29 protein-coding genes are annotated in these 26,558 nt (G+C 43.8%); 18 read left to right on the top strand and 11 right to left on the bottom strand.

Annotation, left to right across the window (positions count from 1 at the left end; all coding sequences use genetic code 11):
* The first annotated feature begins 3 nt into the window (after positions 1-3).
* The gene (locus tag ACOQOE_RS17275; protein WP_420554563.1) at positions 4-1,425 is read left to right on the top strand and encodes an FAD-dependent oxidoreductase; all 1,422 of its coding nucleotides are present in this window, start codon (positions 4-6) and stop codon (positions 1,423-1,425) included.
* 46 nt (positions 1,426-1,471) lie between these two features.
* Here ACOQOE_RS17275 and ACOQOE_RS17270 read toward each other — a convergent pair whose 3' ends face one another.
* Positions 1,472-1,924: a hypothetical protein gene (locus tag ACOQOE_RS17270; protein ID WP_420554562.1), complete on the bottom strand. Its 453-nt coding sequence runs from the start codon at positions 1,922-1,924 to the stop codon at positions 1,472-1,474.
* A gap of 99 nt (positions 1,925-2,023) precedes the next feature.
* Between ACOQOE_RS17270 and hemE the strand changes: the two genes are divergently transcribed.
* The 4 genes from hemE (at position 2,024) to can (ending at position 4,412) form a co-directional block, all read left to right on the top strand.
* Complete coding sequence (hemE, locus tag ACOQOE_RS17265) at positions 2,024-3,088, top strand: uroporphyrinogen decarboxylase (RefSeq protein ID WP_067862638.1); 1,065 nt, start codon at positions 2,024-2,026, stop codon at positions 3,086-3,088.
* A gap of 65 nt (positions 3,089-3,153) precedes the next feature.
* Positions 3,154-3,474 (top strand): hypothetical protein, encoded by a 321-nt coding sequence (locus ACOQOE_RS17260; RefSeq protein WP_420554561.1) that lies wholly within the window; start codon positions 3,154-3,156, stop codon positions 3,472-3,474.
* Between the two features lie 75 nt (positions 3,475-3,549).
* Entirely contained in the window at positions 3,550-3,621 is a 72-nt protein-coding gene (locus ACOQOE_RS17255; protein WP_420555496.1) for a hypothetical protein, read from the top strand.
* Between the two features lie 62 nt (positions 3,622-3,683).
* Positions 3,684-4,412, top strand: coding sequence for a carbonate dehydratase (gene can / locus ACOQOE_RS17250; protein ID WP_067862634.1), 729 nt, complete (start codon positions 3,684-3,686; stop codon positions 4,410-4,412).
* 95 nt (positions 4,413-4,507) lie between these two features.
* Here the strand turns inward: can and ACOQOE_RS17245 are convergent, their stop codons facing one another.
* The gene (locus ACOQOE_RS17245; RefSeq protein WP_420554560.1) at positions 4,508-5,785 is read right to left on the bottom strand and encodes an O-acetylhomoserine aminocarboxypropyltransferase/cysteine synthase family protein; all 1,278 of its coding nucleotides are present in this window, start codon (positions 5,783-5,785) and stop codon (positions 4,508-4,510) included.
* Positions 5,786-5,958: 173 nt separating this feature from the next.
* Here ACOQOE_RS17245 and radA point away from each other — a divergent pair, with 173 nt between their 5' ends.
* Positions 5,959-7,338 (top strand): DNA repair protein RadA, encoded by a 1,380-nt coding sequence (gene radA, locus ACOQOE_RS17240; RefSeq protein ID WP_067862630.1) that lies wholly within the window; start codon positions 5,959-5,961, stop codon positions 7,336-7,338.
* On the opposite strand, the gene ACOQOE_RS17235 is transcribed toward radA, so the two are convergent.
* Complete coding sequence (locus tag ACOQOE_RS17235) at positions 7,335-7,715, bottom strand: PilZ domain-containing protein (RefSeq protein WP_420554559.1); 381 nt, start codon at positions 7,713-7,715, stop codon at positions 7,335-7,337. The genes radA and ACOQOE_RS17235 overlap by 4 nt on opposite strands.
* Before the next feature lie 212 nt (positions 7,716-7,927).
* Here ACOQOE_RS17235 and ACOQOE_RS17230 point away from each other — a divergent pair, with 212 nt between their 5' ends.
* Positions 7,928-9,022, top strand: a complete 1,095-nt coding sequence (locus tag ACOQOE_RS17230) for a diguanylate cyclase (protein ID WP_420554558.1) — start codon at positions 7,928-7,930, stop codon at positions 9,020-9,022.
* A gap of 80 nt (positions 9,023-9,102) precedes the next feature.
* Here ACOQOE_RS17230 and ettA read toward each other — a convergent pair whose 3' ends face one another.
* Positions 9,103-10,770: an energy-dependent translational throttle protein EttA gene (gene ettA / locus ACOQOE_RS17225; RefSeq protein ID WP_067862625.1), complete on the bottom strand. Its 1,668-nt coding sequence runs from the start codon at positions 10,768-10,770 to the stop codon at positions 9,103-9,105.
* Positions 10,771-11,092: 322 nt separating this feature from the next.
* Between ettA and glyA the strand changes: the two genes are divergently transcribed.
* The 9 genes from glyA (at position 11,093) to ACOQOE_RS17180 (ending at position 18,410) form a co-directional block, all read left to right on the top strand.
* On the top strand, positions 11,093-12,349 hold the full coding sequence (glyA, locus tag ACOQOE_RS17220; protein WP_420554557.1) for a serine hydroxymethyltransferase: 1,257 nt from the start codon (positions 11,093-11,095) through the stop codon (positions 12,347-12,349).
* Positions 12,350-12,549: 200 nt separating this feature from the next.
* Positions 12,550-13,020, top strand: a complete 471-nt coding sequence (nrdR, locus tag ACOQOE_RS17215; protein ID WP_067862620.1) for a transcriptional regulator NrdR — start codon at positions 12,550-12,552, stop codon at positions 13,018-13,020.
* A 45-nt stretch (positions 13,021-13,065) separates the two neighbouring features.
* Positions 13,066-14,166 (top strand): bifunctional diaminohydroxyphosphoribosylaminopyrimidine deaminase/5-amino-6-(5-phosphoribosylamino)uracil reductase RibD, encoded by a 1,101-nt coding sequence (gene ribD, locus ACOQOE_RS17210; RefSeq protein WP_420555495.1) that lies wholly within the window; start codon positions 13,066-13,068, stop codon positions 14,164-14,166.
* Positions 14,167-14,832 carry a riboflavin synthase gene (locus ACOQOE_RS17205; protein ID WP_067862618.1) on the top strand — a complete coding sequence of 222 codons (666 nt, stop codon included), beginning with the start codon at positions 14,167-14,169 and terminating at the stop codon, positions 14,830-14,832. It abuts the gene before it with no gap.
* Positions 14,833-14,848: 16 nt separating this feature from the next.
* Entirely contained in the window at positions 14,849-15,967 is a 1,119-nt protein-coding gene (gene ribBA, locus ACOQOE_RS17200; RefSeq protein WP_420554556.1) for a bifunctional 3,4-dihydroxy-2-butanone-4-phosphate synthase/GTP cyclohydrolase II, read from the top strand.
* A gap of 19 nt (positions 15,968-15,986) precedes the next feature.
* Positions 15,987-16,460: a 6,7-dimethyl-8-ribityllumazine synthase gene (gene ribE / locus ACOQOE_RS17195; RefSeq protein WP_067862615.1), complete on the top strand. Its 474-nt coding sequence runs from the start codon at positions 15,987-15,989 to the stop codon at positions 16,458-16,460.
* A gap of 6 nt (positions 16,461-16,466) precedes the next feature.
* Positions 16,467-16,952 (top strand): transcription antitermination factor NusB, encoded by a 486-nt coding sequence (gene nusB, locus ACOQOE_RS17190; protein ID WP_067862613.1) that lies wholly within the window; start codon positions 16,467-16,469, stop codon positions 16,950-16,952.
* Positions 16,953-16,957: 5 nt separating this feature from the next.
* Entirely contained in the window at positions 16,958-17,920 is a 963-nt protein-coding gene (thiL, locus tag ACOQOE_RS17185; protein ID WP_420554555.1) for a thiamine-phosphate kinase, read from the top strand.
* A gap of 13 nt (positions 17,921-17,933) precedes the next feature.
* Positions 17,934-18,410, top strand: a complete 477-nt coding sequence (locus tag ACOQOE_RS17180; protein ID WP_067862609.1) for a phosphatidylglycerophosphatase A — start codon at positions 17,934-17,936, stop codon at positions 18,408-18,410.
* Between the two features lie 2 nt (positions 18,411-18,412).
* Here ACOQOE_RS17180 and dxs read toward each other — a convergent pair whose 3' ends face one another.
* Genes dxs through ACOQOE_RS17165 form a run of 3 tightly spaced genes read right to left on the bottom strand, consistent with a single transcriptional unit; the run spans position 18,413 to position 21,327 of the window.
* Complete coding sequence (gene dxs / locus ACOQOE_RS17175) at positions 18,413-20,185, bottom strand: 1-deoxy-D-xylulose-5-phosphate synthase (RefSeq protein WP_420554554.1); 1,773 nt, start codon at positions 20,183-20,185, stop codon at positions 18,413-18,415.
* Between the two features lie 16 nt (positions 20,186-20,201).
* A complete protein-coding gene (locus ACOQOE_RS17170) occupies positions 20,202-21,083 on the bottom strand; it encodes a polyprenyl synthetase family protein (protein WP_067862606.1) in 882 nt (293 codons plus the stop codon).
* Between the two features lies 1 nt (position 21,084).
* Entirely contained in the window at positions 21,085-21,327 is a 243-nt protein-coding gene (locus ACOQOE_RS17165) for an exodeoxyribonuclease VII small subunit (protein WP_067862604.1), read from the bottom strand.
* 182 nt (positions 21,328-21,509) lie between these two features.
* On the opposite strand from ACOQOE_RS17165, the gene pomA reads away from it, so the two are divergent.
* Both pomA and ACOQOE_RS17155 read left to right on the top strand, forming a co-directional pair.
* Positions 21,510-22,268: a flagellar motor protein PomA gene (gene pomA, locus ACOQOE_RS17160; protein ID WP_067862601.1), complete on the top strand. Its 759-nt coding sequence runs from the start codon at positions 21,510-21,512 to the stop codon at positions 22,266-22,268.
* Positions 22,269-22,287: 19 nt separating this feature from the next.
* The gene (locus ACOQOE_RS17155; protein ID WP_420554553.1) at positions 22,288-23,229 is read left to right on the top strand and encodes a flagellar motor protein MotB; all 942 of its coding nucleotides are present in this window, start codon (positions 22,288-22,290) and stop codon (positions 23,227-23,229) included.
* A gap of 61 nt (positions 23,230-23,290) precedes the next feature.
* Here ACOQOE_RS17155 and ACOQOE_RS17150 read toward each other — a convergent pair whose 3' ends face one another.
* The 4 genes from ACOQOE_RS17150 to ACOQOE_RS17135 all read right to left on the bottom strand — a co-directional run bounded on the left by ACOQOE_RS17150 (position 23,291) and on the right by ACOQOE_RS17135 (position 26,482).
* Positions 23,291-23,596, bottom strand: a complete 306-nt coding sequence (locus ACOQOE_RS17150; protein ID WP_420554552.1) for a c-type cytochrome — start codon at positions 23,594-23,596, stop codon at positions 23,291-23,293.
* A gap of 221 nt (positions 23,597-23,817) precedes the next feature.
* The gene (locus tag ACOQOE_RS17145; protein ID WP_067862595.1) at positions 23,818-24,021 is read right to left on the bottom strand and encodes a hypothetical protein; all 204 of its coding nucleotides are present in this window, start codon (positions 24,019-24,021) and stop codon (positions 23,818-23,820) included.
* Between the two features lie 70 nt (positions 24,022-24,091).
* Positions 24,092-24,919 carry a polyphosphate kinase 2 family protein gene (locus ACOQOE_RS17140; RefSeq protein WP_067862593.1) on the bottom strand — a complete coding sequence of 276 codons (828 nt, stop codon included), beginning with the start codon at positions 24,917-24,919 and terminating at the stop codon, positions 24,092-24,094.
* A gap of 78 nt (positions 24,920-24,997) precedes the next feature.
* On the bottom strand, positions 24,998-26,482 hold the full coding sequence (locus tag ACOQOE_RS17135) for a diguanylate cyclase (protein WP_420554551.1): 1,485 nt from the start codon (positions 26,480-26,482) through the stop codon (positions 24,998-25,000).
* Positions 26,483-26,558 lie beyond the last annotated feature (76 nt).

Here is a 26,558-nt window from a genome sequence, read left to right as displayed (position 1 = left end):
ATTATGGCTGGCCGTTTAAATAACGATTTTCAGTTCCTCGATGTAGGCCGTAAAGGGCCTCAGAAAATTGATGCTGATGTGCGTAAAGAAGGATTCGGTGAAATATACGAGCCTTTTGATAAACCCGATGCATCAGAACAGTCGCATCGATGCTTAGAGTGCGGTAACCCGTATTGCTCATGGAAGTGTCCAGTACACAACCATATCCCTGATTGGTTAAAGCTGATTTCGGAAGGAAATATTATTGAGGCGGCTGAGCTTAGCCACCAAACAAACTCATTACCTGAAGTGTGTGGCCGTGTTTGTCCTCAGGACCGTTTATGTGAAGGGGCTTGTACTCTTAATGATGGTTTTGGTGCGGTAACTATTGGCTCGGTTGAAAAATATATTACAGACACCGCTTTTGCGATGGGCTGGAAACCTGATATGTCTAAGGTTTCAGCGACTGATAAAAAAGTGGCCGTTATTGGTGCAGGTCCTGCGGGCCTTGCAGCTGCGGATATACTTGCACGTAATGGCGTGAAAGCTGTTGTCTTTGACCGTAATCCTGAGATTGGCGGCTTGTTAACATTTGGTATTCCAGAGTTTAAGCTGGAAAAAAATGTTATGTCTCGTCGCCGTGAAATCTTTACTGAGATGGGTATTGAATTCCATTTAAATACCGAAGTTGGTAAAGATGTACTTATGCAAGACCTTGTCGATCAATATGATGCGGTGTTCCTAGGTATGGGTACCTATACCTACATGAAAGGTGGTTTTCCAGGTGAAGATTTGGAGGGTGTTTATGATGCACTTCCATTTTTGATCTCTAATGTTAATCACTGTCTGGGTTTTGAGAAAGATCCAGCCGACTTTATCGACCTTAAAGGTAAGAAGGTTGTAGTGTTGGGCGGTGGTGATACAGCCATGGACTGTAACCGTACTTCTATCCGTCAAGGTGCAGAATCTGTTATCTGTGCTTATCGTCGTGATGAGGCAAACATGCCTGGTTCTAAACGCGAAGTTGAGAATGCCCGAGAAGAGGGTGTTCAATTTCAGTTTAACCGTCAACCTATAGAAGTTGTTGGTGAAAACGGTAAAGTGACCGGGATTAAAGTTGTTAGCACTCAAATGGGTGAGCCTGATGAAAATGGTCGCCGTCGTGCTGAGGTGGTATCTGGATCTGAGGAAGTTATTCCAACTGATGCAGTATTAGTGGCTTTTGGCTTCCGTCCAAGTCCAGCGCCTTGGTTTGCTGACTTCGGTATCGATCTGCATGAAGATGGTCGAGTCAAGGCACCTGAGCAGCATGCGTACCCATTCCAGACTACCAATGAAAAGGTGTTCGCGGGTGGTGATATGGTACGTGGATCTGATCTCGTTGTGACGGCGATTGCTGAAGGTCGTAAAGCGGCTGAAGGAATCTTGGATTATTTAGAAGTTTAAGCTTTTAGATTATCTTGAAAAAAGGCCGCATTCGCGGCCTTTTTTATTAGAAGTACTTATCAGCGTTGACTATTTTTTGGTGAATAGACATTAAGAACTTATTAATAGCGACCTCTTCGCCTTTCAGTGTATTAGGGTAAGAGCCGTGAATGAGTTCCCTGTTCTCGCGTAAGATAGATAGCTGGTAAGCACCTTCCTCGTTATCCGTATTGATTTTACTAATAATAATTAACCCCTTATTTGATGACCTAGACTTATTGGTGGTCTGTATATTATTGGCACCATACATTTTCAGACGATCTTTTAGTTTAAGGTTAAAGCTATTAACTTGTTGCTCTTGAGAGGTACTGGAGGTTGACGTTGTTAACCAAACTATTTCGTGTTCGAAAACGGCCAAAGGTTGAGGTGTCAGTGGCAGCTCTTTTACAGAATGGCTTTGGCAGCCAGTCAATATGCCTAAGAGCAGTAAAAAATAAAGTGCTGATTTAATCTGTATCATCAGTTATTAAAATTGTTTATACATTTACAGGTAATTCCTGTCAGAAATCGTTAGAATATCGGCCAATTCGAATTTACAAGATATAAGTGGCTGACACAAATGGCTGAACTCAAAAATGATCGTTTTTTACGTGCTCTTCTTAATGAACCTGTAGATGCAACACCCGTATGGATGATGCGTCAGGCGGGACGTTACCTTCCAGAATATAGAGAAACGCGTGCTAAAGCAGGTGATTTCTTAAGCCTTTGCAAAAATAAAGAGCTTGCTTGTGAAGTAACTATTCAGCCATTAGAGCGTTATGATCTTGATGCCGCAATTCTATTCTCTGACATTTTAACGATCCCAGACGCAATGGGATTGGGACTTTACTTTGAAGTAGGTGAAGGTCCACGGTTTAAGAAAATTGTTCGTACAGAGAAAGATGTTGCAGACCTACCGGTACCTGATGCTGCAACAGACCTTGATTATGTGATGAATGCAGTGAAAGAGATTCGTCGCGAATTAAATGGGCGTGTTCCTCTTATCGGTTTTTCTGGCAGCCCATGGACCTTAGCCACATACATGGTTGAAGGTGGTTCTAGTAAAGATTTTCGCCACGTTAAACAGATGATGTATGCAACACCTGAAGTTATGCATACTCTTTTGGATAAGTTAGCTCAATCTGTCACTACATACTTGAATGAGCAGATTCGTTCTGGTGCGCAAGCCGTACAGATATTTGATACTTGGGGTGGCGCATTAAGTGGTCCTTGCTACCAAGAGTTTTCGTTAAAGTACATGAAGCAGATCGTTGATGGTTTGATTCGTGAGCATGATGGACGCAAAGTGCCGGTTATTCTGTTTACTAAAAATGGTGGGCAGTGGCTTGAAGTAATGGCGGAAACCGGTGCGGATGCCTTAGGTTTGGATTGGACGACAGATATTGGCAATGCACGCGCTCGAGTGGGCGATAAAGTTGCGCTGCAAGGAAATATGGATCCAAGTGTCTTATATGCACCGGCAAGCCGTATCGAGCAAGAGGTTGAATTTATTTTAGGCCAGTATGGTAATGGATCTGGGCATGTATTTAACCTTGGCCATGGTATTCACCAGTTTGTTGATCCGAAACAGCCTAAAGCGTTTGTTGATGCGGTGCATGAGTTAAGTGCTAAGTATCACGCATGATTTTTTTGTGAGGAGCTAAGGTGCTTCTCTATTTTTTTATTAATTTCTTATCAAGGAAGATGTTTATGATTAAACGTAGTGTGTCTATTGCTGTTTTAGGCTCTGTTTTAACGCTTGGAGGATGTGCTGGTAGCGCAGATCATGAAGTTGTTTCTGCGTATAGCGCTTCGGATGAAGTCATGAATTGTGAGCAGCTGACGGCAGAGCAGGTGCGAGTTCAGGCGATTATTAATGCCGTGAATCAGGATAAGGATGATGTTACAGGCAAAGATATGTTGGATGGGCTTTTATGGTTTCCATTTAACTTGATTGCAAAGAGTAATAACTATAATTCAGCAATCAATGCTGCTAATACTCGTTTAATGCGTATTGATAGTTTGCGTTAAGAAAAAACGTGCAGTGAGGATCAGTTAGTCGAAGCTGAAAAGAGTCTTGAATTAAGGTTACAAGAACTAAAAAGTTTGCGTGAAAAAGATTTGATTACAGAAGAAGAGTATAACCAGTCTAGAAAAAAGGCTTTATCTAGGACTTAAAGAGTATATCTTTAACCAAAAGAAGCGGGCTATAAGCTCGCTTTTTGTTATCAGAAACTAATATGAAACGGCTAACTGAATTACTAGAAAGTAACCGCCAATGGGCGGATAAGATTAACAAGGAAGATCCTCTTTTTTTTGAGACGTTAGCACAGCAGCAGGCTCCAGAGTATTTATGGATTGGGTGTTCTGATAGCCGTGTTCCCGCTAATGAAATTGTGGATATGTTGCCTGGTGAGCTTTTTGTGCATCGTAATGTTTCGAATTTAGTCATTCATACTGATATGAATTGTATGTCTGTTATTCAGTATGCGGTCGAAGTTCTCAAAGTTAAGCATATTATGGTTGTTGGTCATTATGGTTGTGGAGGGGTTAAAGCTGCAATCGAGACTGAACCACACGGTTTAATCGATAACTGGTTGCGGCATATTCGCGATGTATATAAAAAGCATCGTGAACTTTTATCTGTTTGGGATCACTCTCATCAGCAGTTAGACCGTTTGTGTGAGTTGAATGTGATTGAGCAAGCAAGCAACGTCTGCGAAACCACTATAGTTCAGAAAGCTTGGACTAATGAGCAGGAGCTCACTGTTCACGGCTGGATCTATGGTCTTAATGATGGTCTTGTTAACGACCTTGAATTTAACGCATCGTCTCTCGATGAAGTTGATGAACAATATGGTTTAGCCATCAGAAAAATTGAAAAACTAAAAGAGCTGGCTCAAGCTTCTGATAAAGACAACCAAAATGCACGCTCATTGTGGAACAAATTACGCGCGTTATTTAATTAAGTGTGTTTTTGGTCTGCCTATAAAAAACGGTTGGAGCTTTCGCTACCAACCGTTTTTTGTTCTGAATTCAATGCTCTGAGTTTAATGCTCAGGCTTTAGTTGTTGATCGCTGCTAATGCCTGATCTAGATCGGCAATGAGGTCATCAATATGCTCTATACCTATAGATAAGCGAATCATTTCTGGCGAGACACCTGCAGAAGCGAGCTCTTCATCATTCAACTGACGATGGGTCGTTTCAGCAGGAATCGAAGCGAGTGATTTGCAGTCGCCGATGTTTACTAAACGTAAGAAAATTTGCAGTGCGTCATAGAATTTACGTGTGCCTTCTCTGCCTGCTTTTACGCCAAAGCTTAGAATGCCAGAGGCTTGGCCGTTCATGTACTTTTGAGCGAGTGCATAGTCTTTGTGGCTTTCGAGCCCCGCGTATTTAACCCAGCCAACCGCATCGTGGTTTTCTAAAAAGTTAGCGACTTTACGTGTGTTTTCATTTACGCGTTCCATGCGTAGACTAAGTGTTTCTAATCCTTGTAGTAATAAGAAAGCATTCATGGGACTAAGTGCGGCTCCCATATTGCGAAGCGGTACCACGCGGCAGCGTCCAATAAATGCAGCAGGACCAAAGGCTTCAGTATATACCACGCCGTGGTAGGAAATATCAGGCGTGTTTAATAAAGGGAAGCGTTCAGCGTTATCAGCCCAAGGGAAGTTACCAGAATCGATGATGACGCCACCGATTGAGTTACCATGTCCACCAATATATTTGGTTGCTGCTTGTACAATAATGTCTGCGCCGTGTTCGATCGGGCGCCACATGGCAGGGCTAGGCACTGTATTGTCAACGATAAGTGGGATGCCGTTACGATGGGCGATCTCTGCTAACGTTTCAATATCGGCGATGCCACCAGATGGGTTGCCGACGGATTCACAGTAAATACCTTTAGTTCGCTCATCTATTTGTGCTTCGATAGCCGCTGCATCGTCTTTATTTACAAAGCGGCATTCAATGCCTTGGCGGGGCAAAGTATGAGCAAATAGGTTGTATGTACCACCGTAGAGTTCGCTGGTAGAGATGAAGTTATCGCCGGTTTCTGCAAGTGTTTGTATGGTGTATGTAATAGCCGCCATACCAGATGCAACGGCAAGCGCGGCAACGCCGCCTTCCATTTCTGCAACACGCTTTTCTAATATATCGTTGGTGGGATTCGTAATGCGGGTGTATATATTACCGGGTACTTTTAAGTCAAAGAGGTCTGCGCCGTGTTGAGCATCATCAAAGGCATAAGATGTGGTTTGGTAAATAGGAACCGCGGCAGATTTAGTGGTTGGGTCTATTTCATATCCGCCATGTATCGCTACAGTTTCCAATTTCATGTTTATCTCCTAAGGGCAGGCCTGCATTATTGTTAGGCAACTGATTGTAGTGCATCTATTGAATAAATGAAGGCTGTTTTCGGTATTTATCAAGATCGACGTAAAGATCAGTAGGTTATAGGATTTAGGTTGGGTAAAATTCTAAAATATTTACAGCAATTTGGAGAGGCTTAATGGCACGTCAGAAAACGGCTTACGTCTGTAATGACTGTGGAGCGGATTACACAAAGTGGCAAGGCCAATGTACGGAGTGCCATGCGTGGAATACTTTGACGGAAGTCCGGTTGTCGACTGCAAAATCAAATGCAAATGAAACACGTAATGTTCGCTTTGATGGTTATGCTGGTGGGGCAAAGCAGCAGAGTGTCGTTAACCTTTCTGAGGTCGCTTTGGAGGAGATGCCGCGTTTTTCATCTGGAGCGGGTGAATTGGATCGTGTGTTAGGCGGTGGTTTAGTGCCTGGTTCTGCGGTGCTAATGGGCGGTCATCCGGGAGCAGGTAAAAGTACTTTATTGTTGCAAACCATGTGTTATCTGGCTGAGCAGATGCCAGCCCTATATGTAACAGGTGAGGAGTCATTGCAGCAGGTTGCTATGCGTGCGAGCCGTTTAAATTTACCGACGGGGCAGTTAAAAATGCTCTCGGAAACCAGTGTGGAAACTATCTGTGATGTGGCGCAAACACTCAAGCCAAAAGTGATGGTAATTGATTCTATACAGGTAATGCATATGGCAGATGTGCAATCTGCGCCAGGCTCCGTATCGCAGGTAAGAGAGTCTGCGGCTTACTTAACTCGTTTTGCAAAGCAGACAGGTACCGTACTGTTTTTGGTTGGACATGTTACTAAGGATGGTTCATTGGCAGGCCCTAAAGTCTTGGAGCATATGATTGATTGCTCGTTGCAACTGGAAGGTTCAGCTGATTCTCGTTTCCGGACACTTCGTTCGCATAAAAACCGTTTTGGGGCGGTGAATGAACTGGGTGTGTTTGCCATGTTGGAAACGGGTCTTAAAGAGGTTAAAAATCCAAGCTCAATTTTCTTAAGCCGCGAAGAGGGTCCTAGCCCTGGTAGTGTGGTTATGGTCGTTTGGGAAGGAACACGGCCTTTGCTTGTTGAGATTCAAGCACTGGTTGACCAATCCCATATGAATAACCCACGACGGGTTGCTGTGGGTTTGGAGCAAAACCGAATGGCGATGTTGTTGGCGGTATTACATCGTCATGGTGGCTTGATGACGGGTGATCAAGACGTATTTGTAAACGTTGTCGGCGGGGTAAAGGTATTGGAAACAAGTGCAGATCTGGCGTTATTGCTTGCAGTTGTATCTAGCTTTAAGGATCAGGCTTTACCTCATGATTTAATGGTATTTGGGGAAGTAGGCTTATCTGGGGAAATACGACCTGTACCTAACGGGCAGGAGCGAATAAGAGAAGCGGCAAAACATGGTTTTAAACGGGCGATTGTGCCTAAAGGCAATGTACCTAAAGAGGCTTTAGCTGGAATGGAGATTGTTCCTGTTACTAAGTTGACCGAAGCGCTTGAGGCGCTTTAATCTGCTTCAGCAGTAAAAAAGTGATCCAGTTCCCGTTCTAGTAAAGAGGGCTCACCTAGATTTAGCTCGACTAACCGGCGTAGTAAAGTCAGTGAATCTAGATCCAAGTTTTCTATTAAAAAACCATACTCATTTTCGTGTTTATGGGTCAGGCTCACAGGGGTGCGTATACTCAGGTTATCCCCTTGTATATGGATGGTAGCGAACGCTTCATCGCCTAAAGATAAGTTAAGGGGGCGAGCGCTTTTTATTAATATACCGTTAAACGATATATCAATTAGGGTTACCTCGTAGATATGATCACCTTGCTGTAGTTCCGTTCTTGCATCAAAATCAATGCGAGTAAAACGGCGGCGCTCAGTATTAGGTGTAGTCACAATATTGGTTTCCCTATGGTCCCTATGATGATGTTATCTTAGTATAGACGTGCATATAAAATAAATAGCTGTGTTTGACGGATCGTTGTTTCTCACGATGTTTGATGTGCTGGGTTTTTGAATAATTGCCTATAAACTGAGCTATATCATGGTTGTTCTGCATGCTTGTCCTTAAGCTTCGCAACAAAAACCTTTAATGAGTAAGGGTTATTATGTTTTTAGAAACTTTGTTGGATGTGTCTAGCGGCAGTCGTCATTCGCGATATTTTAATCAAACGCGTAGCTATTATTTGTTTCGCCGGATACGAATAATTGCTTTTCTATTAGCCCTTATTCAGCCTGCGTGGTTTTTAGTTGATTATTTTCTATTGCCTGAAGATATGCTGGACTCCATAGCGCTTGCGCGTGTTGTCGGAGCATTAGGCTGTTTGTTTCTCTCGTTGTGGAGTTTTAAACGCTACAGTTTGAAATTCGCGCAGCTGCGTTTGGTGATTCTGGTGATATTGTTGTCAGGATTCCAAACAGCCTCTAGTACACTTCTGTTGATACAAGGCTATGATTCTAATGTGGCTGGGTATCATTTTTTCCCTTTTATGATTATTACGATGATGGCTATTTTCCCGCTCGCCATTAGTGAAGCTTTATGTTTTTCCTTGGGCGTGCTTTTAATTGAATTTGTCACGCAGCTGTTAAGAGGAACGGTAGGGGATGTTGAGGCGATCAATAGTTTATGGCTGTTAGCTGTTCTTGGTTTGATTGCTGGTTGGGCTGCGGTTAATCAGTTGAATATGTTACTAGGTTTATATCGACAGGCGACGCGAGATCCTTTGACTGGGTTGTCTAATCGTCGTCAAGCAATGGATCAGTTATCACTTGATATACTTCAGGCTCGCGAGCGGGGGCAAGCATTAAGCGTATTGTTGTTCGATTTAGATAAGTTTAAAAACTTAAATGATAGTTATGGTCATGCAGCGGGTGATCTTGTCTTAAAGTCTTTTGCTAAAGTCATGCGAAAACACGCCCGTAAACGTATAGATCTGGTATGTCGGTATGGGGGGGAAGAGTTTTTGATGGTGCTGCCAAGGATGAATGTTATAGAAGCTAAAGAGGTGGCGGAGGTTATTCGCTTAGCTTGTCATACTGAAAAAGTGACTGCGCCAAATGGTGATAAAATTGGTTTTACTGCGAGTATAGGCATTGCTGAGCTGAATAACAGTGATGATATAGAGTCCCTGTTGAAACGTTCAGATGATGGGCTTTATGCAGCAAAAAATGCGGGAAGAGATCAGCTTTATGTGGCTGTTTGAGGTTTTTCATAATCTCGTATTTATTCTGTCGTTATAAAAAAACCGAGGCACTGCCTCGGTTTTTTGTTAGTCGTAATCGTTTAACCTAGATCGACCATACGTTTGTATTTGATACGCTCAGGCTGATGCTCTTTACCATAACGACGTTTGTAATCGTCCTGATATTCAGTGTAGTTGCCCTCAAAGAACTCAACCTTAGAGTCGCCTTCGTAGGCCAGCATATGTGTACAGATACGGTCTAGGAACCAACGGTCATGGGAGATAACAACCGCACAGCCAGGGAAGGCAAGTATAGCTTCCTCCAAGGCACGTAGTGTCTCTATATCTAAATCGTTGGTCGGCTCATCAAGAAGAAGAACGTTGCCGCCCTCTTTAAGTAGTTTCGCCATATGTAAGCGGTTACGCTCACCACCGGATAGATCCTTGACAAATTTCTGCTGATCGCCACCTTTAAAGTTAAAGCGACCGCAATAAGCGCGTGATGGTGTTTGGTAATTACCTACAGTAATAATATCTTGGCCATCAGAAAGTTCTTCAAAAACGGTCTTATCACCATTAAGGTCACGGGATTGGTTAACGTAAGCGAGTTCGACGGTTGAGCCAATTTCAATCTCACCGGAATCTGGTTTCTCTTCGCCGCTGATCATTTTAAAGAGTGTTGATTTACCTGCGCCGTTACCACCAATGATGCCGACAATAGCGCCTTGAGGAATGGAGAAGCTAAGGTTTTCAAACAGCACTTTGTCACCATAAGCTTTAGAGATATTAACGGCATCGATAACCTTATCACCAAGACGTGGTCCAGGTGGAATGTAGATCTCTTGGGTTTCATTGCGCGTTTGGAACTCTTTTGAGTTCATCTCTTCAAACTGTTTTAAGCGTGCTTTTGATTTAGATTGACGCCCTTTTTGCCCTTGACGAACCCACTCTAACTCAGAAGAAACGGCTTTTTGATGGGCAGCTTCCTGTTTGGCTTCTTGCGCGAGGCGTTGCTCTTTTTGTTCTAGCCAAGAGGAGTAGTTGCCCTCATAAGGAATCCCGCGTCCACGGTCAAGCTCCAATATCCAGCCTGCAGCGTTATCAAGGAAGTAGCGGTCATGGGTGATCGCAACAACCGTGCCTGGGTATTCTTGCAGGAAGCGTTCAATCCATGCAACAGACTCAGCATCCAGATGGTTGGTAGGCTCGTCTAGTAGTAGCATGTCAGGCTTATCTAACAATAAACGGCATAAAGCAACACGGCGACGTTCACCACCGGATAGGTTTTTAACTTCAGCATCCCAAGGGGGAAGGCGCATCGCATCGGCAGCACGTTCAAGTGCGGTGTCTAGGTTGTGACCATCTTTGGCTTGAATAAGGTCTTCAAATTGTGCCTGTTTTTTGGCGAGTTCATCGAAGTCTGCATCCGGTTCAGCATAAGCAGCATAGACTGCCTCTAAGCCATCAAGTGCTTCTTTTACATCAGCGACTGACTCTTCGATAACTTCACGAACTGTTTTCGTATCGTCTAATTCAGGTTCTTGAGGAAGGTAGCCGATGTTTAGACCTGGCATTGGATGGGCTTCACCAATAATTTCAGTATCAAGCCCTGCCATAATTTTTAAAAGAGTAGATTTACCTGAGCCGTTAAGCCCTAATACGCCGATTTTAGCGCCAGGAAAAAAAGAGAGGGAGATATCTTTCAGAATTTCGCGTTTTGGCGGTACAACTTTGCCTACGCGGTTCATTGAATAAACGAACTGAGCCATGCAGTAACCTGTCTGTTTTGTCAGAAATTAATGCAGTAATTTTAACGGAAATAGCAGGTAGAAGGCTATCGCCTGAGTAAATCAATCGATAAAAGTAGAGATTATTTTTCCTCTTTAAAGAGGAAAAATCCTAGAAGTTTGCATGTTGAGTACAATTGAAGAGTTTTTGAGTCTGTTTCAAGTGTAACCCCGCAAATGTTTCGTTATAATACCGCCTTTCCCAATTCTTAAGTTGTTCGTTGCTGCTAATTGATCAGCGGTTTAACCGTTGCTGTTTTCAGTTGAACAGAGCCCATATTGTATTGAGGGGACAGAAAATACAATGTTTAGCAAAGATATGACAATCGCTGATTTTGACGCGGACCTATGGTCTGCAATGCAGGCTGAAACTGTACGTCAGGAAGAGCACATCGAACTGATTGCGTCAGAAAACTATACTAGCCCACGCGTAATGGAGGCTCAGGGTTCTGCGCTGACCAATAAGTACGCAGAAGGTTATCCCAACAAGCGTTACTATGGCGGCTGTGAACATGTCGATGTTGTAGAGCAGTTGGCGATTGATCGTGCTAAAGAATTGTTTGGTGCGACATATGCCAATGTTCAGCCTCATTCAGGTTCGCAGGCAAATGCGGCTGTTTATATGGCGCTTTGTAAGCCAGGTGATACCGTTTTAGGTATGAGCTTAGCGCACGGTGGTCACTTGACTCACGGTGCAGCCGTTTCTTTCTCTGGTCGTATCTATAATGCGGTTCAGTACGGTTTGAACCCAGATACAGGTGAAATCGACTACGATGACGTTGAGCGTCTAGCGCTTGAGCATAAGCCAACAATGATTGTTGCGGGCTTCTCTGCTTATTCACGTGTAGTTGATTGGCAGCGTTTTCGTGATATCGCGGATAAAGTGGGTGCGTCTCTGTTTGTTGATATGGCCCATGTTGCCGGTTTAGTCGCTGCGGGTGTTTATCCTTCTCCTATAGGTATCGCTGATGTTGTTACAACAACAACGCATAAAACCTTAGGTGGTCCTCGTGGTGGTTTGATCTTATCCGCGCGTGCGGATGAGGAGTTGCAGAAAAAGCTAAACTTCGCTGTCTTCCCTGAGTCTCAGGGTGGTCCTCTGATGCACGTTATCGCGGGTAAAGCGGTTTGCTTTAAAGAAGCGATGGAGCCTGAGTGGAAAGAGTATCAAGCTCAAGTGGTTAAGAATGCACAGGCGATGGCTGGTGCATTTATGAAACGCGGCATTAAAATCGTTTCTGAAGGAACAGATGATCATCTTTTCCTTGTTGATCTGATCGATAAAGAGTTTACTGGTAAAGATGCTGATGCGGCGTTAGGTCGTGCCAATATCACTGTTAACAAAAACTCAGTGCCTAATGATCCACGTTCACCTTTTGTGACTTCTGGCTTACGTATAGGTACACCTGCTGTTACTCGTCGCGGCTTTAAAGAAGCTGAAGTTACAGATCTTACAAACTGGATCTGCGATATTCTTGACGATATCAACAATGAAGAGGTTATTACACGGGTTAAATCTCAAGTTAAAGAGATCTGTGCACGCTACCCTGTATATAAGTAATCTCTATAACCGGCTATAACTTATAGCCGGAAAAATGTACAATCGCGGGGCTGTCCCGAACTTGCTTGCAAGTTCTTTAGACAGCCCCTTTTTGTTCTCTTTATTTTCTATATGTAAGAACAAAAAAATACCCCAATATTCGGGATGTTAGTTGATTAATTCAGCGCTGATATCCCTCGCTCTTTACGCAGGAAAGGTTGATGCATTGTCCATTTTGTAATGCCACTGAAACCAAAGTAGTCGACTCCCGGCTGGTGGCAGAAGGCCAGCAGGTACGTCGTCGCCGCGAATGTGTAAATTGTACTGAACGTTTTACTACCTATGAAGCTGCCGAGCTTCTTATGCCTCGTTTAATTAAAGCCGATGGATCTCGTCAACCTTTCGATGATGAAAAGTTACGTGCAGGTATTCATCGTGCGCTAGAAAAACGTCCTGTATCTATTGAAGAAGTTGAAGCATCAATAAGTCGTATTAAGCAGTGTTTAAGAGCGACGGGTGAGCGGGAGTTGCCCTCTAGGCAGGTGGGCGAAGAGGTGATGTCGGAGCTCCGTAAATTAGACGAAGTTGCTTATGTTCGCTTTGCTTCAGTCTATCGAAGCTTTCAAGATATAAATGAGTTTAAAGAAGAGATTGAACGCTTATCTGAACAGCATAAAGAGGGTGGAAATTAAGTGTCTCTTATCGATCCACAGTGGTCTATTGCTGATCGTGAGTATATGGCACGGGCCATTCAATTAGCGCGTAAAGGCTTGTATACCACCCACCCCAACCCACGGGTAGGCTGTGTTTTAGTTAAAAATGATGTGATTGTCGGTGAGGGCTTTCATTTTAGAGCCGGTGAGGGACATGCTGAAGTGAATGCCCTTGCTCAAGCGGGTAATGATGCTAAGGGCGCTACGGCTTATGTTACGCTTGAGCCTTGTAGTCATTACGGTAGAACGCCTCCTTGTGCAGAGGGTTTAATTAAGGCTGGGGTTGTTCGTGTTGTATCCGCGATGGTTGACCCAAACCCTCAAGTAGCTGGTCGAGGTATAGAGATGCTGTACAAGGCTGGAATCCAAGCCTCATCGGGTTTGCTTCAAGCTGAAGCCCGAGCGCTGAACCCAGGTTTTATCAAGCGTATGGAGACAGGCAAACCGTTTGTTAGGGTAAAGTTGGCTTCAAGCCTTGATGGTCGTACCGCTATGTCCTCTGGGGAATCTCAATGGATAACAGGGCCGGCTGCGCGTCGAGATGTACAAAAATTACGAGCGCAAAGTTCAGTTATTGTTACCGGTGTGGAATCGATTATCCATGATGATTCGGCTCTAACGGTACGTGAAGAGCAGTTAGGTTTACCTGACGCGGCGGAGATCATAAAGCAACAGCCACTAAGGGTTGTGTTAGATTCATCTTTACGTACCCCAACAACAGCTAAAATTCTAAAACAGCCTGGGCGTACGCTAATAGCGACCTGTTCTACCGATCAAGGATTACATCGAGCATTAGAAAGTGAAGGCGCTGAAATAGTGCTTTTACCTGACGAACAAGATCGAGTCTCATTGAATGCATTGCTTGAGTGGCTGGTAAAAAATGAACAATGTAATGACCTTCTCGTTGAGACGGGGGCAATGTTGGCCGGTGCTTTTATGGCACAAGGTCTAGTGGATGAATTACATCTTTATATAGCGATGAAACTACTTGGCAGTGATGCCAGGCCAACCTTCAGTTTGCCGTTGACGAAAATGGCTGAGCAGATCCAATTAAAGCAGATCGATAGTCGGATGATGGGTAGCGATCTAAAGCTGGTATTAACACCAGTGTATGGAGAACAGTAGATGTTTACCGGAATAATTGAAGCAGTGGGTTCCATTGCCTCAATCGAGGAGCAGTCAGGCGATATGCGTCTGTATGTGCGTACCGGAAATTTAGATCTTGGCGATGTTAAGCTAGGTGACAGTATTGCAACTAACGGGGTCTGTTTGACCGCTGTTGAATTACCGGGTGATGGCTTTATTGCGGATGTCTCGCGTGAGACATTAGCTCATACTCGTTTTCATACATTGAGTATAGGTGAACGTGTTAATCTTGAAAAAGCATTGATGCCGACCAGTCGCTTAGGTGGGCATATTGTCACTGGGCATGTAGATGGTTTAGGTGAGATTGTCTCTCGGCAAGAAGATGCACGCTCTATACGTTTTAGTGTTAAAGCGCCGAAAAACTTACAGCGTTATTTAGCAGCTAAAGGATCAGTGACGGTTGATGGTATTAGCTTGACGCTGAATGCTATTGACGGTGAGTGCTTTGAGTTGAATATTGTGCCTCATACAGCGCAAGAAACAATTATGATGGAGTATGTGCCCGGGCGTTTGATCCATTTAGAAGTGGATATTATTGCTCGCTATTTAGAGCGTCTATTGGGTCATACTCAAGATATTAATAATGAACAAAGTGATCAAGGTTTAACAATGGAAACGTTGATGGCTTGCGGCTTTAACCGCTAACGATGGTATAAATTTGATGAAACTAAATACACCAGAAGAATTATTGGAAGATATTCGTCAAGGTAAGATGGTTATCTTGATGGATGATGAAGATCGTGAAAATGAAGGTGATCTAATCATTGCGGCGGAAATGGTTCGTGCTGATGATATTAATTTCATGGCAACGCACGCCCGCGGCCTTATCTGCTTAACGTTGACCCGAGAGCGCTGCGAACAATTGAAGCTGCCGTTGATGGTTCAAAGTAATGGTGCTCAGTTTGCGACCAACTTTACGTTGTCTATTGAGGCGGCAGAAGGGGTAACAACGGGTATTTCTGCTGCGGATCGTGCACATACAGTTCGAACAGCGGTTAAAGCGGATGCTACAGTTGACGATATTGTTCAGCCGGGCCATATCTTTCCTTTGATGGCCCAGCCCGGTGGTGTATTGAGCCGAGCGGGACATACTGAAGCAGGTTGTGATCTAGCGCGTATGGCAGGTTTCACCCCAGCGGCAGCGATTGTGGAAGTGATGAATGATGATGGCACTATGGCGCGCCGTCCAGATTTAGAAGAGTTTGCTCAAAAGCATAATCTAAAGATCGGTACGATTGCGGATTTGATCCACTACCGGACGGCCAATGAGCATACAGTACAGCGCGAAAATGCGGGTGTGATGTCTACTGAGTATGGTGAGTTCAACTATATTACCTACAAAGATGAGATTCAGAACTGCACTCATCTAGCGATGACGTTGGGTGAGATTAAAGAAGATGAGCCCACTTATGTACGTGTACATAATCGTAATGAGGTCTTACGTGATGTAGTAGGTGCCGTTATGTCGGGTGAAGAGCCGAAGTGGACAATGCGTAAAGCCTTAGAGCGCGTAGCGAAAGAAGGTCAAGGTGTTGTTCTACTGTTAGATAATGGCGAAAAAATTGATATAGGTGACTCATTGGAGCTTATGCTTAATAGTCATCAGAAATCAAAAGTAAACGTGAGTGCATCAGGTGCCTACCTAACGGTAGGAACAGGCTCACAAATACTGCGTGACCTGGGTGTAGGTAAAATGAACTTACTCAGTGCACCAATGAAGTTTAATGCGATCTCTGGGTTTGATCTTGAGATTGAAAAATATATTCCTTGTGAAGACTAATTAGACCGGTACTTGAATCATGGCTGTGAAAACCATCGAAGGTGATTTTGTGAACGCTGACGGCAACTACGCTATCGTAGTCGGTCGTTTTAACGCATTTGTTGTAGAAAGCTTATTAGAGGGTGCAATTGATACCCTTAAACGCCATGGTATCAACGAAGAAAATATTCGTGTTATCCGTGTGCCGGGTGCTTTTGAAATTCCGTTGGCTGTGAAACGTCTTGCTGCCCAGAAAAAAGATGATGCGATTATCGCATTGGGTGCAGTGATTCGTGGTGGTACACCACATTTTGAATATGTATCTGGTGAAAGCTCTAAAGGCGTAGCTCAGGTCTCTTTGGACTATGATGTGCCTGTTGCTAACGGTATTTTAACGGTTAACAGTATTGAGCAAGCCGTTGAACGCTCAGGCACTAAAATGGGCAATAAAGGGGCTGAAGCTGCACTATCTGCAATAGAGATGGTTAGTTTGCTTAAGCAACTTGAGGTTTGATTTTAGATGAGTGACAACGAAAATAAACCAGCGACTAAGAAAAAACTATCTTTAACCACACAGCGTCGTAATGCACGTAGTTATGCGCTGCAAGCCTTGTATCAGTGGGAAATCGCTGGACAACCGGTGAACGAGATAGAAGCACAGTTTAGAGTTGATAATGATATGCGTGATACGGATATCAAACTATTTTCTGAGCTTCTGCATGGTATTGCCGGTGCAAAAAGTGATCTAGATAAGTCTTATCTTGATTTCCTTGATCGCCAAGTTGAAGAGCTTGATCCAATTGAGCTGACAGTTCTTCGTATTGGTGCCTTTGAGCTTGCCCAGCGTATTGAGGTACCTTACCGTGTGGCCATTAATGAGAGTGTTGAGTTAGCTAAGAAGTTTGGTGCGACTGACAGTCATCGTTATGTTAATGGTGTATTAGATAAATTGGCTCAGCGCGTCCGTATGGCTGAGATCCGAGATCAACGTCAGCGCAAGTCTTAAACTCCATGTCACTAGGTGAGTTTGAGCTGATTCAGCGCTACTTTGCAGAAGCATCTACGGATGCTTCTGTTGCACTAGGCATAGGTGATGATTGTGCTGTACTTTCTGTGCCTGCCGGTTATCAGTTAGCTGTATCTATTGATACGCTTGTTCAGGGTACACACTTTCTTGAAGGTACCCCTGCTGATCTACTCGCTAGTCGAATTTTTGGCTCGGCGTTAAGTGATTTAGCTGCAATGGGGGCAACGCCTGCGTGGATTACTTTAGCGCTTACACTGCCAAAAGCAGAAGATGATTGGCTACTGTTGTTTAGCCGTCGCTTGGCGCAGTTGTGTGCTGAATACAGTGTTTCGCTTGTAGGGGGTGATACTACAAAAGGGCCGTTAGCACTCTCTGCACAAGTACATGGTTTCCTACCGCATGATCACCGCTTAACGCGTGCAGGGGCTAAAGTCGATGATCTTATCTGTGTCAGTGGTTGCTTAGGTGATAGTCGAGGTGGTTTAGAAGGTTTGCTGAATGGCTTTGAGGATCATAGCTATGCAGACTATCTACTCGAACGCTTTTATGCGCCGACGCCACGTATTGAGCTTGGTAAAGTACTGTTAGGTAAAGCCAGTAGCTGTATTGATATATCCGATGGCTTATTGTCCGACCTTTCGCATATTCTAAAAGCGAGTGGTGGTTTAGGAGCACGTTTACAGTTAGAAGCGGTGCCAATCTCATCCCAGCTCATTTCCACGTTTGGCGAGGAGAATGCTCGTCAATGGGCACTGACGGGAGGGGAGGACTTTGAGTTGTGTTTTACGCTCCCACCTAATTATCTTGCTCTTTTATCGCAGTTATCCGTTCCTGTGGCTGTTATAGGCAAAGTGACAGATCGGGCGGATATCGAGCTATTTCTTCGAGGAGAACCTTGTCAGATACAGGGCTCCGGTTACGATCATTTTCAGCGAACAGATGACTAAGTGAGGAGTGTACGTGAATAAAGTACCGGCAAGTGTTTGGAAAAACCCTATCCACTTTTTAGCCTTCGGTTTAGGGAGTGGGGCAGCGCCATGGGCGCCGGGCACGTTTGGTACACTGGCTGCTGTCATTCCTTATTTCTGGTTTCAGCAATTGAGCTTGCCTTGGTATCTTTTAATGTTGGTCGTAACAACATTGATTGGGATTTGGCTGTGTGACCGTACCAGTAAAGATATTGGTGTACATGATCATGGTGGTATTGTCTGGGATGAGTTCGTTGGTTTCTGGATTACGATGACCTTAGCACCCGCTGGCTTTTGGTGGATTATTATAGGTTTTGTCCTGTTTCGAATCTTTGATATTTGGAAACCTTGGCCGATAAAATGGGCCGATCAAAAAGTTTCCGGGGGGCTAGGAGTGATGCTGGATGATGTTATTGCTGGGGTGTTTGCGGCAATAGTTTTGCAGTTTATTGCGTTTCTCAGGTTATAAATTTAATGGCTGAGTGCATGCGCTATAGCCTTTTCTATGCCTGCTTCATCTAATCCACATTGAGTAAGTTGCTCCGATCTAGTGGCATGGCCTATCCATTTATCAGGAATGCCTAAAGTTAAGAGTTGTGTGCTACTTTTAGTTCGGTGTAAATACTCGCTTACTTCTGATCCTGCGCCACCAATAATGCTGTGATCTTCTATAGTGACGAGTAGTTGGTGTGAATTTGCCAATTCTGTAATCATTTCACTGTCAATCGGCTTCACAAAACGCATATCTACTAAGCTGTAGCCATGTTTGTCAGAAACAGCTTGTGCTGTTTCTAGGAGTGGTCCAAAGTTTAGTAGCGCCACTTTTTTACCTGTAGTGATTAGCTGGCTGCGGCCAATATCGAGCGCTTCCATCTCACCATCTACATGGGCAATCGCTGACCCTCTTGGGTACCTTACACTCGCTAGCCCTTTATAAAGGTAACCCGTGTAGAGCATGTTACGCAGCTCTTGAGCGTTCGAGGGCGTCATAATGACGGTCTTAGGTAAGCAGCGAAGCATACTAATATCAAGTACGCCGCTATGGGTCGAACCATCCTCACCAACAAGTCCTGCGCGATCTATTGCCAGTAGAATGTCGAGCTCCTGGATTGATATATCATGAACAAGCTGGTCATAGGCCCGTTGTAAAAAGGTGGAGTAGATAGCAACGACCGGTTTTATCTTCTGGCAAGCCATTCCCGCCGCAAGGGTTAGTGCGTGTTGTTCTGCGATAGCCACATCAAAAAATCGAGCAGGGAAGCGGTTGGCAAATTCAACGAGATCGGAGCCTTCTTTCATTGCGGGGGTTATTGCTGTTAGGTCGGGATGAGACTCTGCCATATGGCAGATCCAGCGGCCAAAAATATTAGAATACGTAACCTTCTTTTCTTTTGGCTGGTGGATCGGGTTTATCTTGGTGATCGCATGGTAGCCCACAGGGTCTTCTTCTGCAGGTTTAAACCCTTTGCCCTTTTTCGTAATAAGGTGAAGGAATTGCGGACCTGATTTGGCTAATACGTCTGAAAGTTTTGCTAATAGTAAGGGTAGGTCATGGCCATCTATAGGGCCTGTGTATTCAAAATCTAAGGCTTCAAAAAGTGCGGCGGTCGTTTCGCCTTCAGTTTTGTGTTTTATATTTTTAGCTAAATAGGTTGCCAGACCACCCTCGTTTTGAGAGATCGACATATCGTTATCATTTAGAATTACAAGCAGGTTAGTGTCGGTATGCGCGGCATGGTTGAGCGCTTCAAAAGCCATACCTGCTGTCATAGCACCATCACCAATGACGGCAACTGTCTTGTTCTTTAAGCCCTTTAACTTATCGGCTATCGCCATGCCTAATGCAGCGCTTATTGAGGTACTGGAGTGCCCCACGCCGAAATCATCATAGATACTTTCAGCGCGTTTAGGGAAGGGCGATGGCCCGCCTTTTTGACGGATTTTTAGCATGCTATCTCGACGCTCAGTCAAAATTTTATGGGGATAAGATTGATGACCTACATCCCAAACCAGATGATCCTCAGGGGTGTTTAATAGATAGTGTAAAGCGATGGTTAACTCTACAACCCCAAGTCCTGCACCAAAATGCCCACCACTCTGTCCAACGCTATAGAGTAAAAACGCTCTAAGCTGTTCAGCCAGTTCAGGTAGCTTTTCAGCGGACAACTGCCGTAATTGGTCCGGATCATTAATCTGATCTAGCAGGGGGGTACTAGGACGAGATGGGGGAATTGTGAGAAACATAAAGGGTCTTTTACAGTTAATGATCGCGATGAACGATAAAATCAGCCAAGGCTTTGAGTTCAGATGCTTCTGAACCAAATGGGGCTAAAGCTTGTTTAGCATCTTCGTGTAGTTGTTGTAGCTTCAGCTTAGCACCTTCAAGGCCTAATAGTGCAGGATAGGTGGGTTTGTTTTGCGCCATATCCGAGCCTTGGGGCTTTCCTATCACAGTAGAGTCACCCTCAATATCTAGAATGTCATCTTGAACTTGGAAAGCTAAGCCTATGGCTCGCGCATAATCGGTTAATGCAATGAGCTGGTCTTGATCAGCTTTACCGCTAGTGATTGCACCCATAATGACAGAGCATTTTAGAAGAGCTCCTGTTTTATGTTGATGCATAGTTTCTAACTGCGCGATGGTTAAAGGTTTTCCTACATTGCGTAGATCAAAGGATTGACCCACGGCCATACCTTGATAGCCGGAAGCGATGCTGATCTCTTTTACGAGCTGAACTTTAGCGTCGGCAGAAAGATACTTATCTACAGCGATCAGTTCAAAGGCTAGGCTTTGCAACGCATCGCCAGCCAATATTGCGGTTGCTTCATTATAGGCGATATGACAAGTTGGTTTGCCCCGTCTTAGGTCGTCATCGTCCATGGCCGGTAAGTCATCGTGTACTAACGAATAGCTATGAATACACTCTATTGCCGCAGCTACGCTGTCAGCATAGGACATCTCACCACCCAGCATAGTATTAACCATATATACTAAGGTGGGTCTGACACGCTTGCCGCCATTAAAAAGCGAATAGAGCATCGACTCTTGTAAAATCGGATCGATACTTTTTTGTACTATGCATGTTTTAAGATAACTATCGACACGTTCGCTGTATTGGTTGAGCAGGCTCTGAATCTCCAAATCAGCGATCCTCTTCAGGCTCAAATGGCTCTGTTTTTAGCTCACCGCCTGATTCGATTAACAGCTGCACTTTCTGCTCTGCTTGTGCAAGGATATTTTGGCATTCGCGAGTGAGGCTGACGCCCTCTTCAAATGCTTTAAGAGAGTCCTCTAAAGATAGGTCTCCCTGTTCCATTTGTGTGACTATTGATTCGAGTTCCTGCAAGGATTGCTCAAAATCGGTTGTTTTGTTTTTACGAGGCATGGGAATAAATCCACATTGAAAGGGCTAAACTTACCGAAGCATCGGCCTAGAATCAATTATACCTAAAGAATAACCGTTAAACCTATGAAGAGTGGGTGATTGTTGAGACTTTTTTGCTATGATAAGCAGTTCGTTAGGTAAGGCTTGAACAGTGTTTATTGGCTGGTATTAAGGAGTCCTGAGTGGATATAGCTACGCTCGTCGGTTTATTAGGCGGTTTTGGTATTGTCGTCGCCGCAATTGTAACGGGTGGTGATCCAGGTGTTTTTGTCAATCCGCCGTCATTATTGATTGTTATTGGCGGTAGTATTTTTGTTGTATTGATGAAGTTTACCTTAGGTCAGTTTCTTGGTGCAGGTAAAGTGGCTGCCAAAGCCTTCATGTATAAGTCTTTAAACCCTGAGGATATTATTGCCGAGACCGTTGAGTTAGCGGATGCCGCACGTAAAGGGGGGTTGCTTTCTTTAGAGGATAAAACGGTTAGTAGTGACTTTATGCAACGGGGGATTCAGTTATTGGTTGATGGCCATGACCCTGAAGTGGTCAAAACGTTGCTGAAGAAAGAAGCGAAATTAACCAGTGACCGTCATGAATTCGGCGCATCAGTTTTTTCTGCTGTGGGGGATGTCGGCCCTTCAATGGGTATGATAGGTACTTTGGTTGGTTTAGTGCAGATGCTTTCTAACATGAGCGATCCAAAGTCTATTGGTCCAGCCATGGCCGTAGCACTTCTGACAACGCTTTATGGCGCCATGCTTGCAACGATGATTGCTCTACCTATGGCAGATAAACTTAATGTCAGAAAAGATGAAGAGGCGCTCAATGCGTCTTTAGTTATTGATGGTTTATTGGCTATTCAAGCAGGTCAAAATCCACGTGTGATCGAACAGATGTTGAGAAACTATCTGCCAGAGAAAAAACGTGCAGCGGCTGAAGGTTAATTCGGTAAGGAGCTGAGCAATGAGTGATGATACCGAAGAACATGAATGCCCCCCCTGTCCTGCAGGGTTACCTGGTTGGTTAGCAACTTTTGGCGATTTAATGTCGCTGTTGATGTGTTTCTTTGTTTTGCTTCTATCTTTTTCAGAGATGGATGTGCTGAAGTTTAAGCAGCTTGCGGGTTCAATGCGTGAAGCCTTTGGTGTGCAAAACCAGATTAAGGTTGAAGATATACCTAAAGGCACCTCTATTATTGCCCAAGAGTTTAGTCCAGGTCGTCCCGAACCTACTCCCTTGAACGAAGTCCGTCAGATGACGGTCAATAATGATATGAATACATTAGATGTCCGTTCAAAAGAAGGTGAGAGTGATACACCGGATCTAGAAGCCGGTATTGATCAGGCATTGCAAAAAGAGCAAGAACAGCAGGCAAAAGAGGAGGCGGTTGAGTTTGCCGCAGCGTTGGCAGAAGAGATCGGTGATGGCAGCGTCGAAGTTGAAACGGATGGTAAAAAAATTATTATTCGTATTAAAGAGAAAGGCTCTTTCGATTCAGGTTCTGCAGAGTTGAAATATGAATCTATCCCAGTGTTAGCCAAGATTAGAGATGTGTTGTTAGATGTGAAAGGCAATGTAGCGATTGAAGGGCATAGTGATAATATTCCTTATGCTGGACGCCGTTTTGAATCTAACTGGGACCTTTCCGTAGCACGTGCATTGGCGGTTGCCCACGAGTTGTTTGGTGATCCGCGTATTGAGCAGTCACGCTTTAGGGTATTAGGTTATGCTGATACCAAACCTCTCGCTCCTAATACGACCCCGGCGAATAGAATTAAAAATCGCCGCGTAGAAATTATTGTACAAAAGGGTAAAGATCAGGAGTTGTTAGAGAAAATTCAAGCGAGAGAGGAGGGTGATCCTACAGGTGAGCTACGTAACCTTTCGCCGACGGAAATATTTTAGCGAGTGGCTTGAGACAAAAAAACCGCCTTAATTTGGCGGTTTTTTTATGTGAATTCAGTGCTTATTTTGAGTTGTCTAACATGTATTGGATAGCGGACTTAAGTTCGTTATCGTTACAATCCATACATAGACCTGAAGGAGGCATAGCCCCTTTACCTTTTTTAGCAGTCGCTAATAGGGTATCCATACCTTGTGTTGCACGTGCGCCCCAATCTGCTGCGTCACCTACTTTAGGTGCGCCAGCGGCGCCTGAAGCATGGCATACACCACATTTGGTGTTGTATACAGTTAGGCCATCACGCTCAGCCATAGCTGCAGTAGGTAACATCAAAGTAGCAGCTGCTGCTGCAATAAGTACTTTTTTCATTGTAATTTTCCTATAAGTGCTCATCAATTTGTTATTGGGACTAACGGGCCTTCCCCCACAAAAATCAGCCTGCCACCCTTGGAGGTGAGTCATTACTCTCCTCAAGTAGCTAACATTAATACACCAAACGAGGTGAATTGTATCTGAATGAAATCAATAGAAGAAATGAATATTGCTAAAGATAATAGGAAAATGATTCAAAAGGAGGGGAGGTGGCTAAATTAACCACCTAAGCGCATAGCGAAGCTTGCCTGATTATGTTGAGTACTTAGTGTTTGGTCTTGAATACGTTGATCAGCTTTGTATTCGGAAATAGCTTGATCAATTAGATGCTTAGGTGCAATGCCTAAGTTTAAAACGTCAATCTCTGAGTAACCACGATTCAGCAACTGTTTCAGCTGAGTTTTTAAAGTATTTTCTGTCATATTTATTAGCCTCTTTGTAATTGAGACTAATAATGACGACTAATTATTTCAGAATTGTTGCAAAGAGAGATTAATCAGAAATTTTTATACCTAAAGCTTCATAGGCTTCTTGAATCATCGCTGGATCTAAGGGAGGTGGGCTTATATCCATGCCTTCAGATAGTTGTGCCTCTATGATTTTTAGGACATCAGTGCGGGCATACCATTTATGATTTGCCGGAATGATGTGCCAAGGCGCAGCTTCTGTAGAAGTATATTTAAACATATCATTAATGGCTTGATGATAGTCTGTCCATTTTGCACGATTTCTAATATCTTCACTGGTTAGCTTCCAGCGTTTTACCGGATTATTTAATCGCTCTTCAAATCGCTTAAGTTGTTCTTCTGGGCTAATGTGCATAAAGATCTTTATGATCTTTACACCGTCATCAATAAGGCTACGTTCAAATTCGTTGATCTCTTGATAAGCGCGTTGCCACTCCTGTTCTGAAGCGAAACCTTCAACCCGCTCTACTAAAACTCGGCCATACCAAGAGCGATCAAAAAGTGCGAGCGTCCCCGCTTTGGGTAAGCGAGTTTGGAAGCGATATAGGTAATGCTTACTTTGTTCTTCAGGGGTTGGCGTACCTATTGGGTGAACGTTTACGCCACGAGGATCTAATTTTTCAGTTAAGCGCCTTATAGCCCCCCCTTTACCGCTGGCATCCCAACCTTCAAAGACCAAAATAGCTCGACGCTTTTGGTGGTAATAAGCTTGCTGGACACTGAGTATCTTTTTTTGTGATTTCTTAAGTGTTTTTAAGTAAACACTTTTTTCGGCTAGCTGAGTGTTTGTTAGATCTATTTCATCTAAAAATGGAGGGTTGTTCTGTAAGATGATAGGGCTAGGTTGATGCATGTTCCGACTCCAGCAAGGTATGAGATGAGCTTATGTGAAGCGGGATAAAACATCAATTGTATAGGTTAGGCGTTTTGGCTAACTGGAGTGCGTTCCTTTATCTTTATACATCGAAATATCGGCATGGGATATCCATTGCTGAAGAGTCTCCACGGTAGGATCAATTTCATATGCACCATAAGAGATACCAATTCTCAGGGGCTTGCCGGATAAGTTGCAATCGACCTGAATGCTATTACCTACGCGGTTAAAAAACTCTTGAGCATGTTCAATTGAACTATTGTTAAGCAGAACTACAAACTCATCTCCACCATAGCGGCCGAGAACATCGGTTTGTCTAATATTTTCTGATAGCTTATTAGCGAGAGCTATTAGCGTATTGTCCCCGGTGATATGACCATGATTATCATTAATCGCTTTGAATTGATTAAGGTCGATAAAAATTAATGTTGCGGGTGTTTTATAACGCTTATAGCGTTCATGAGCATCGCTGAGATGTTCTAAAAATGTTGTGCGATTGAAGACACCGGTCAGTCCGTCTTTTTGTGACAGCTGCTCTAACGATTTATAAGCCGCTTCAAGCTTGAGAATAGATTCGTCTAGCTGCTGCTGACGATTCATTATATCGGTACGGTCAACAGCCGAGCCGACAAGATAAAGAGGTTCACCGTTTTCAAGGATACCAAAGCCGACGTTATGAATATGACGTATTTCGCCATCATCTCGGATGATGCGAAAGTCTATATTCCAGTTGCTATCGGGGCTTAGTGTAAATATTTGTTCAACTGCGTCTTTGTCATCGGGATGGATAATATCTAAAAAGCTTTTTGGGTTTTCATATAATGTGTCAACCGAGCGTCCCCATTGTTTTTCGAACCCTTGGTTTACATAGAGCATCTCTTGCATACCTAGTGTCGACATCCATATAACAACTTCATCAGATACCGCTTCTATAATTGTTTTAAATTTCTCTTCTGATTGACGAAGAAGCATCTCTGTATTTTTTAGGTCTGATATATCTTGAATGGAAGAGACGAAGTAATCAGGCTCGTTGAGCTCATTTTTAACTAGTGTTGTTGTAAGTTTTGCCCAAACTAAACGACCATCTTTATGATAGTAACGTTTGATCTTAGAGAAATCTTCAACCTCTTCGCCAGCTAAAACAGCTCTGATCCATCTAAAGCTTTCTTCCAAGTCGTCGGGAAGGGAGAGGGATTGAAAAGTGGTTTCGAGGAGTTCCTGTTCTGGGTAACCTAAAAACTGGCATAGGTTACTGTTTACACGAATAAACTTACCTTGTAGATCTACATGGGCTAATCCAATAGCGGCTTTTTCAAATGTATCTTGAAAGCTTTGTGCTGTATGGCTTGATGAATTAACGGTATGTAATTGTTTAGCTTTACTGGAAAAATAATAATGGGGAATAAGACTACTCGCACCCGCGCCTATTAAAATTAATGCGGTGGAATTGTCGTGATGATTGAGGTTGAGATATAACCCAGCCATAACCATAGAGGCGCTAATAAGGATGAGTATAAAGTTCAAAGCCTGTCTGCTATCCATGTTTCGACCAGTTTGTTAGCCCATCGTCACCACGTAATGATATCCGCATCCCGTACCTCTTATTGAGCTACAGTAA

Origin of the sequence: Neptuniibacter marinus (assembly GCF_965223595.1) — a bacterium.
Lineage (GTDB): Bacteria > Pseudomonadota > Gammaproteobacteria > Pseudomonadales > Balneatricaceae > Neptuniibacter > Neptuniibacter marinus.
The sequence above is the reverse complement of the archived record's forward strand: the minus strand, read 5'-3'. Positions and strand labels throughout refer to the sequence as shown.

What these genes read in the sequence shown, in the direction of transcription:
- ACOQOE_RS17275 (WP_420554563.1), top strand. Translation starts at nt 4, where the DNA reads ATGGCTGGCCGTTTAAATAACGATTTTCAGTTCCTCGATGTAGGCCGT.
- ACOQOE_RS17270 (WP_420554562.1), bottom strand. Translation starts at nt 1,924, where the DNA reads ATGATACAGATTAAATCAGCACTTTATTTTTTACTGCTCTTAGGCATA.
- hemE (WP_067862638.1), top strand. Translation starts at nt 2,024, where the DNA reads ATGGCTGAACTCAAAAATGATCGTTTTTTACGTGCTCTTCTTAATGAA.
- ACOQOE_RS17260 (WP_420554561.1), top strand. Translation starts at nt 3,154, where the DNA reads ATGATTAAACGTAGTGTGTCTATTGCTGTTTTAGGCTCTGTTTTAACG.
- can (WP_067862634.1), top strand. Translation starts at nt 3,684, where the DNA reads ATGAAACGGCTAACTGAATTACTAGAAAGTAACCGCCAATGGGCGGAT.
- ACOQOE_RS17245 (WP_420554560.1), bottom strand. Translation starts at nt 5,785, where the DNA reads ATGAAATTGGAAACTGTAGCGATACATGGCGGATATGAAATAGACCCA.
- radA (WP_067862630.1), top strand. Translation starts at nt 5,959, where the DNA reads ATGGCACGTCAGAAAACGGCTTACGTCTGTAATGACTGTGGAGCGGAT.
- ACOQOE_RS17230 (WP_420554558.1), top strand. Translation starts at nt 7,928, where the DNA reads ATGTTTTTAGAAACTTTGTTGGATGTGTCTAGCGGCAGTCGTCATTCG.
- ettA (WP_067862625.1), bottom strand. Translation starts at nt 10,770, where the DNA reads ATGGCTCAGTTCGTTTATTCAATGAACCGCGTAGGCAAAGTTGTACCG.
- glyA (WP_420554557.1), top strand. Translation starts at nt 11,093, where the DNA reads ATGTTTAGCAAAGATATGACAATCGCTGATTTTGACGCGGACCTATGG.
- nrdR (WP_067862620.1), top strand. Translation starts at nt 12,550, where the DNA reads ATGCATTGTCCATTTTGTAATGCCACTGAAACCAAAGTAGTCGACTCC.
- ribD (WP_420555495.1), top strand. Translation starts at nt 13,066, where the DNA reads ATGGCACGGGCCATTCAATTAGCGCGTAAAGGCTTGTATACCACCCAC.
- ACOQOE_RS17205 (WP_067862618.1), top strand. Translation starts at nt 14,167, where the DNA reads ATGTTTACCGGAATAATTGAAGCAGTGGGTTCCATTGCCTCAATCGAG.
- ribBA (WP_420554556.1), top strand. Translation starts at nt 14,849, where the DNA reads ATGAAACTAAATACACCAGAAGAATTATTGGAAGATATTCGTCAAGGT.
- ribE (WP_067862615.1), top strand. Translation starts at nt 15,987, where the DNA reads ATGGCTGTGAAAACCATCGAAGGTGATTTTGTGAACGCTGACGGCAAC.
- nusB (WP_067862613.1), top strand. Translation starts at nt 16,467, where the DNA reads ATGAGTGACAACGAAAATAAACCAGCGACTAAGAAAAAACTATCTTTA.
- thiL (WP_420554555.1), top strand. Translation starts at nt 16,958, where the DNA reads ATGTCACTAGGTGAGTTTGAGCTGATTCAGCGCTACTTTGCAGAAGCA.
- dxs (WP_420554554.1), bottom strand. Translation starts at nt 20,185, where the DNA reads ATGTTTCTCACAATTCCCCCATCTCGTCCTAGTACCCCCCTGCTAGAT.
- ACOQOE_RS17165 (WP_067862604.1), bottom strand. Translation starts at nt 21,327, where the DNA reads ATGCCTCGTAAAAACAAAACAACCGATTTTGAGCAATCCTTGCAGGAA.
- ACOQOE_RS17155 (WP_420554553.1), top strand. Translation starts at nt 22,288, where the DNA reads ATGAGTGATGATACCGAAGAACATGAATGCCCCCCCTGTCCTGCAGGG.
- ACOQOE_RS17150 (WP_420554552.1), bottom strand. Translation starts at nt 23,596, where the DNA reads ATGAAAAAAGTACTTATTGCAGCAGCAGCTGCTACTTTGATGTTACCT.
- ACOQOE_RS17145 (WP_067862595.1), bottom strand. Translation starts at nt 24,021, where the DNA reads ATGACAGAAAATACTTTAAAAACTCAGCTGAAACAGTTGCTGAATCGT.
- ACOQOE_RS17140 (WP_067862593.1), bottom strand. Translation starts at nt 24,919, where the DNA reads ATGCATCAACCTAGCCCTATCATCTTACAGAACAACCCTCCATTTTTA.
- ACOQOE_RS17135 (WP_420554551.1), bottom strand. Translation starts at nt 26,482, where the DNA reads ATGGATAGCAGACAGGCTTTGAACTTTATACTCATCCTTATTAGCGCC.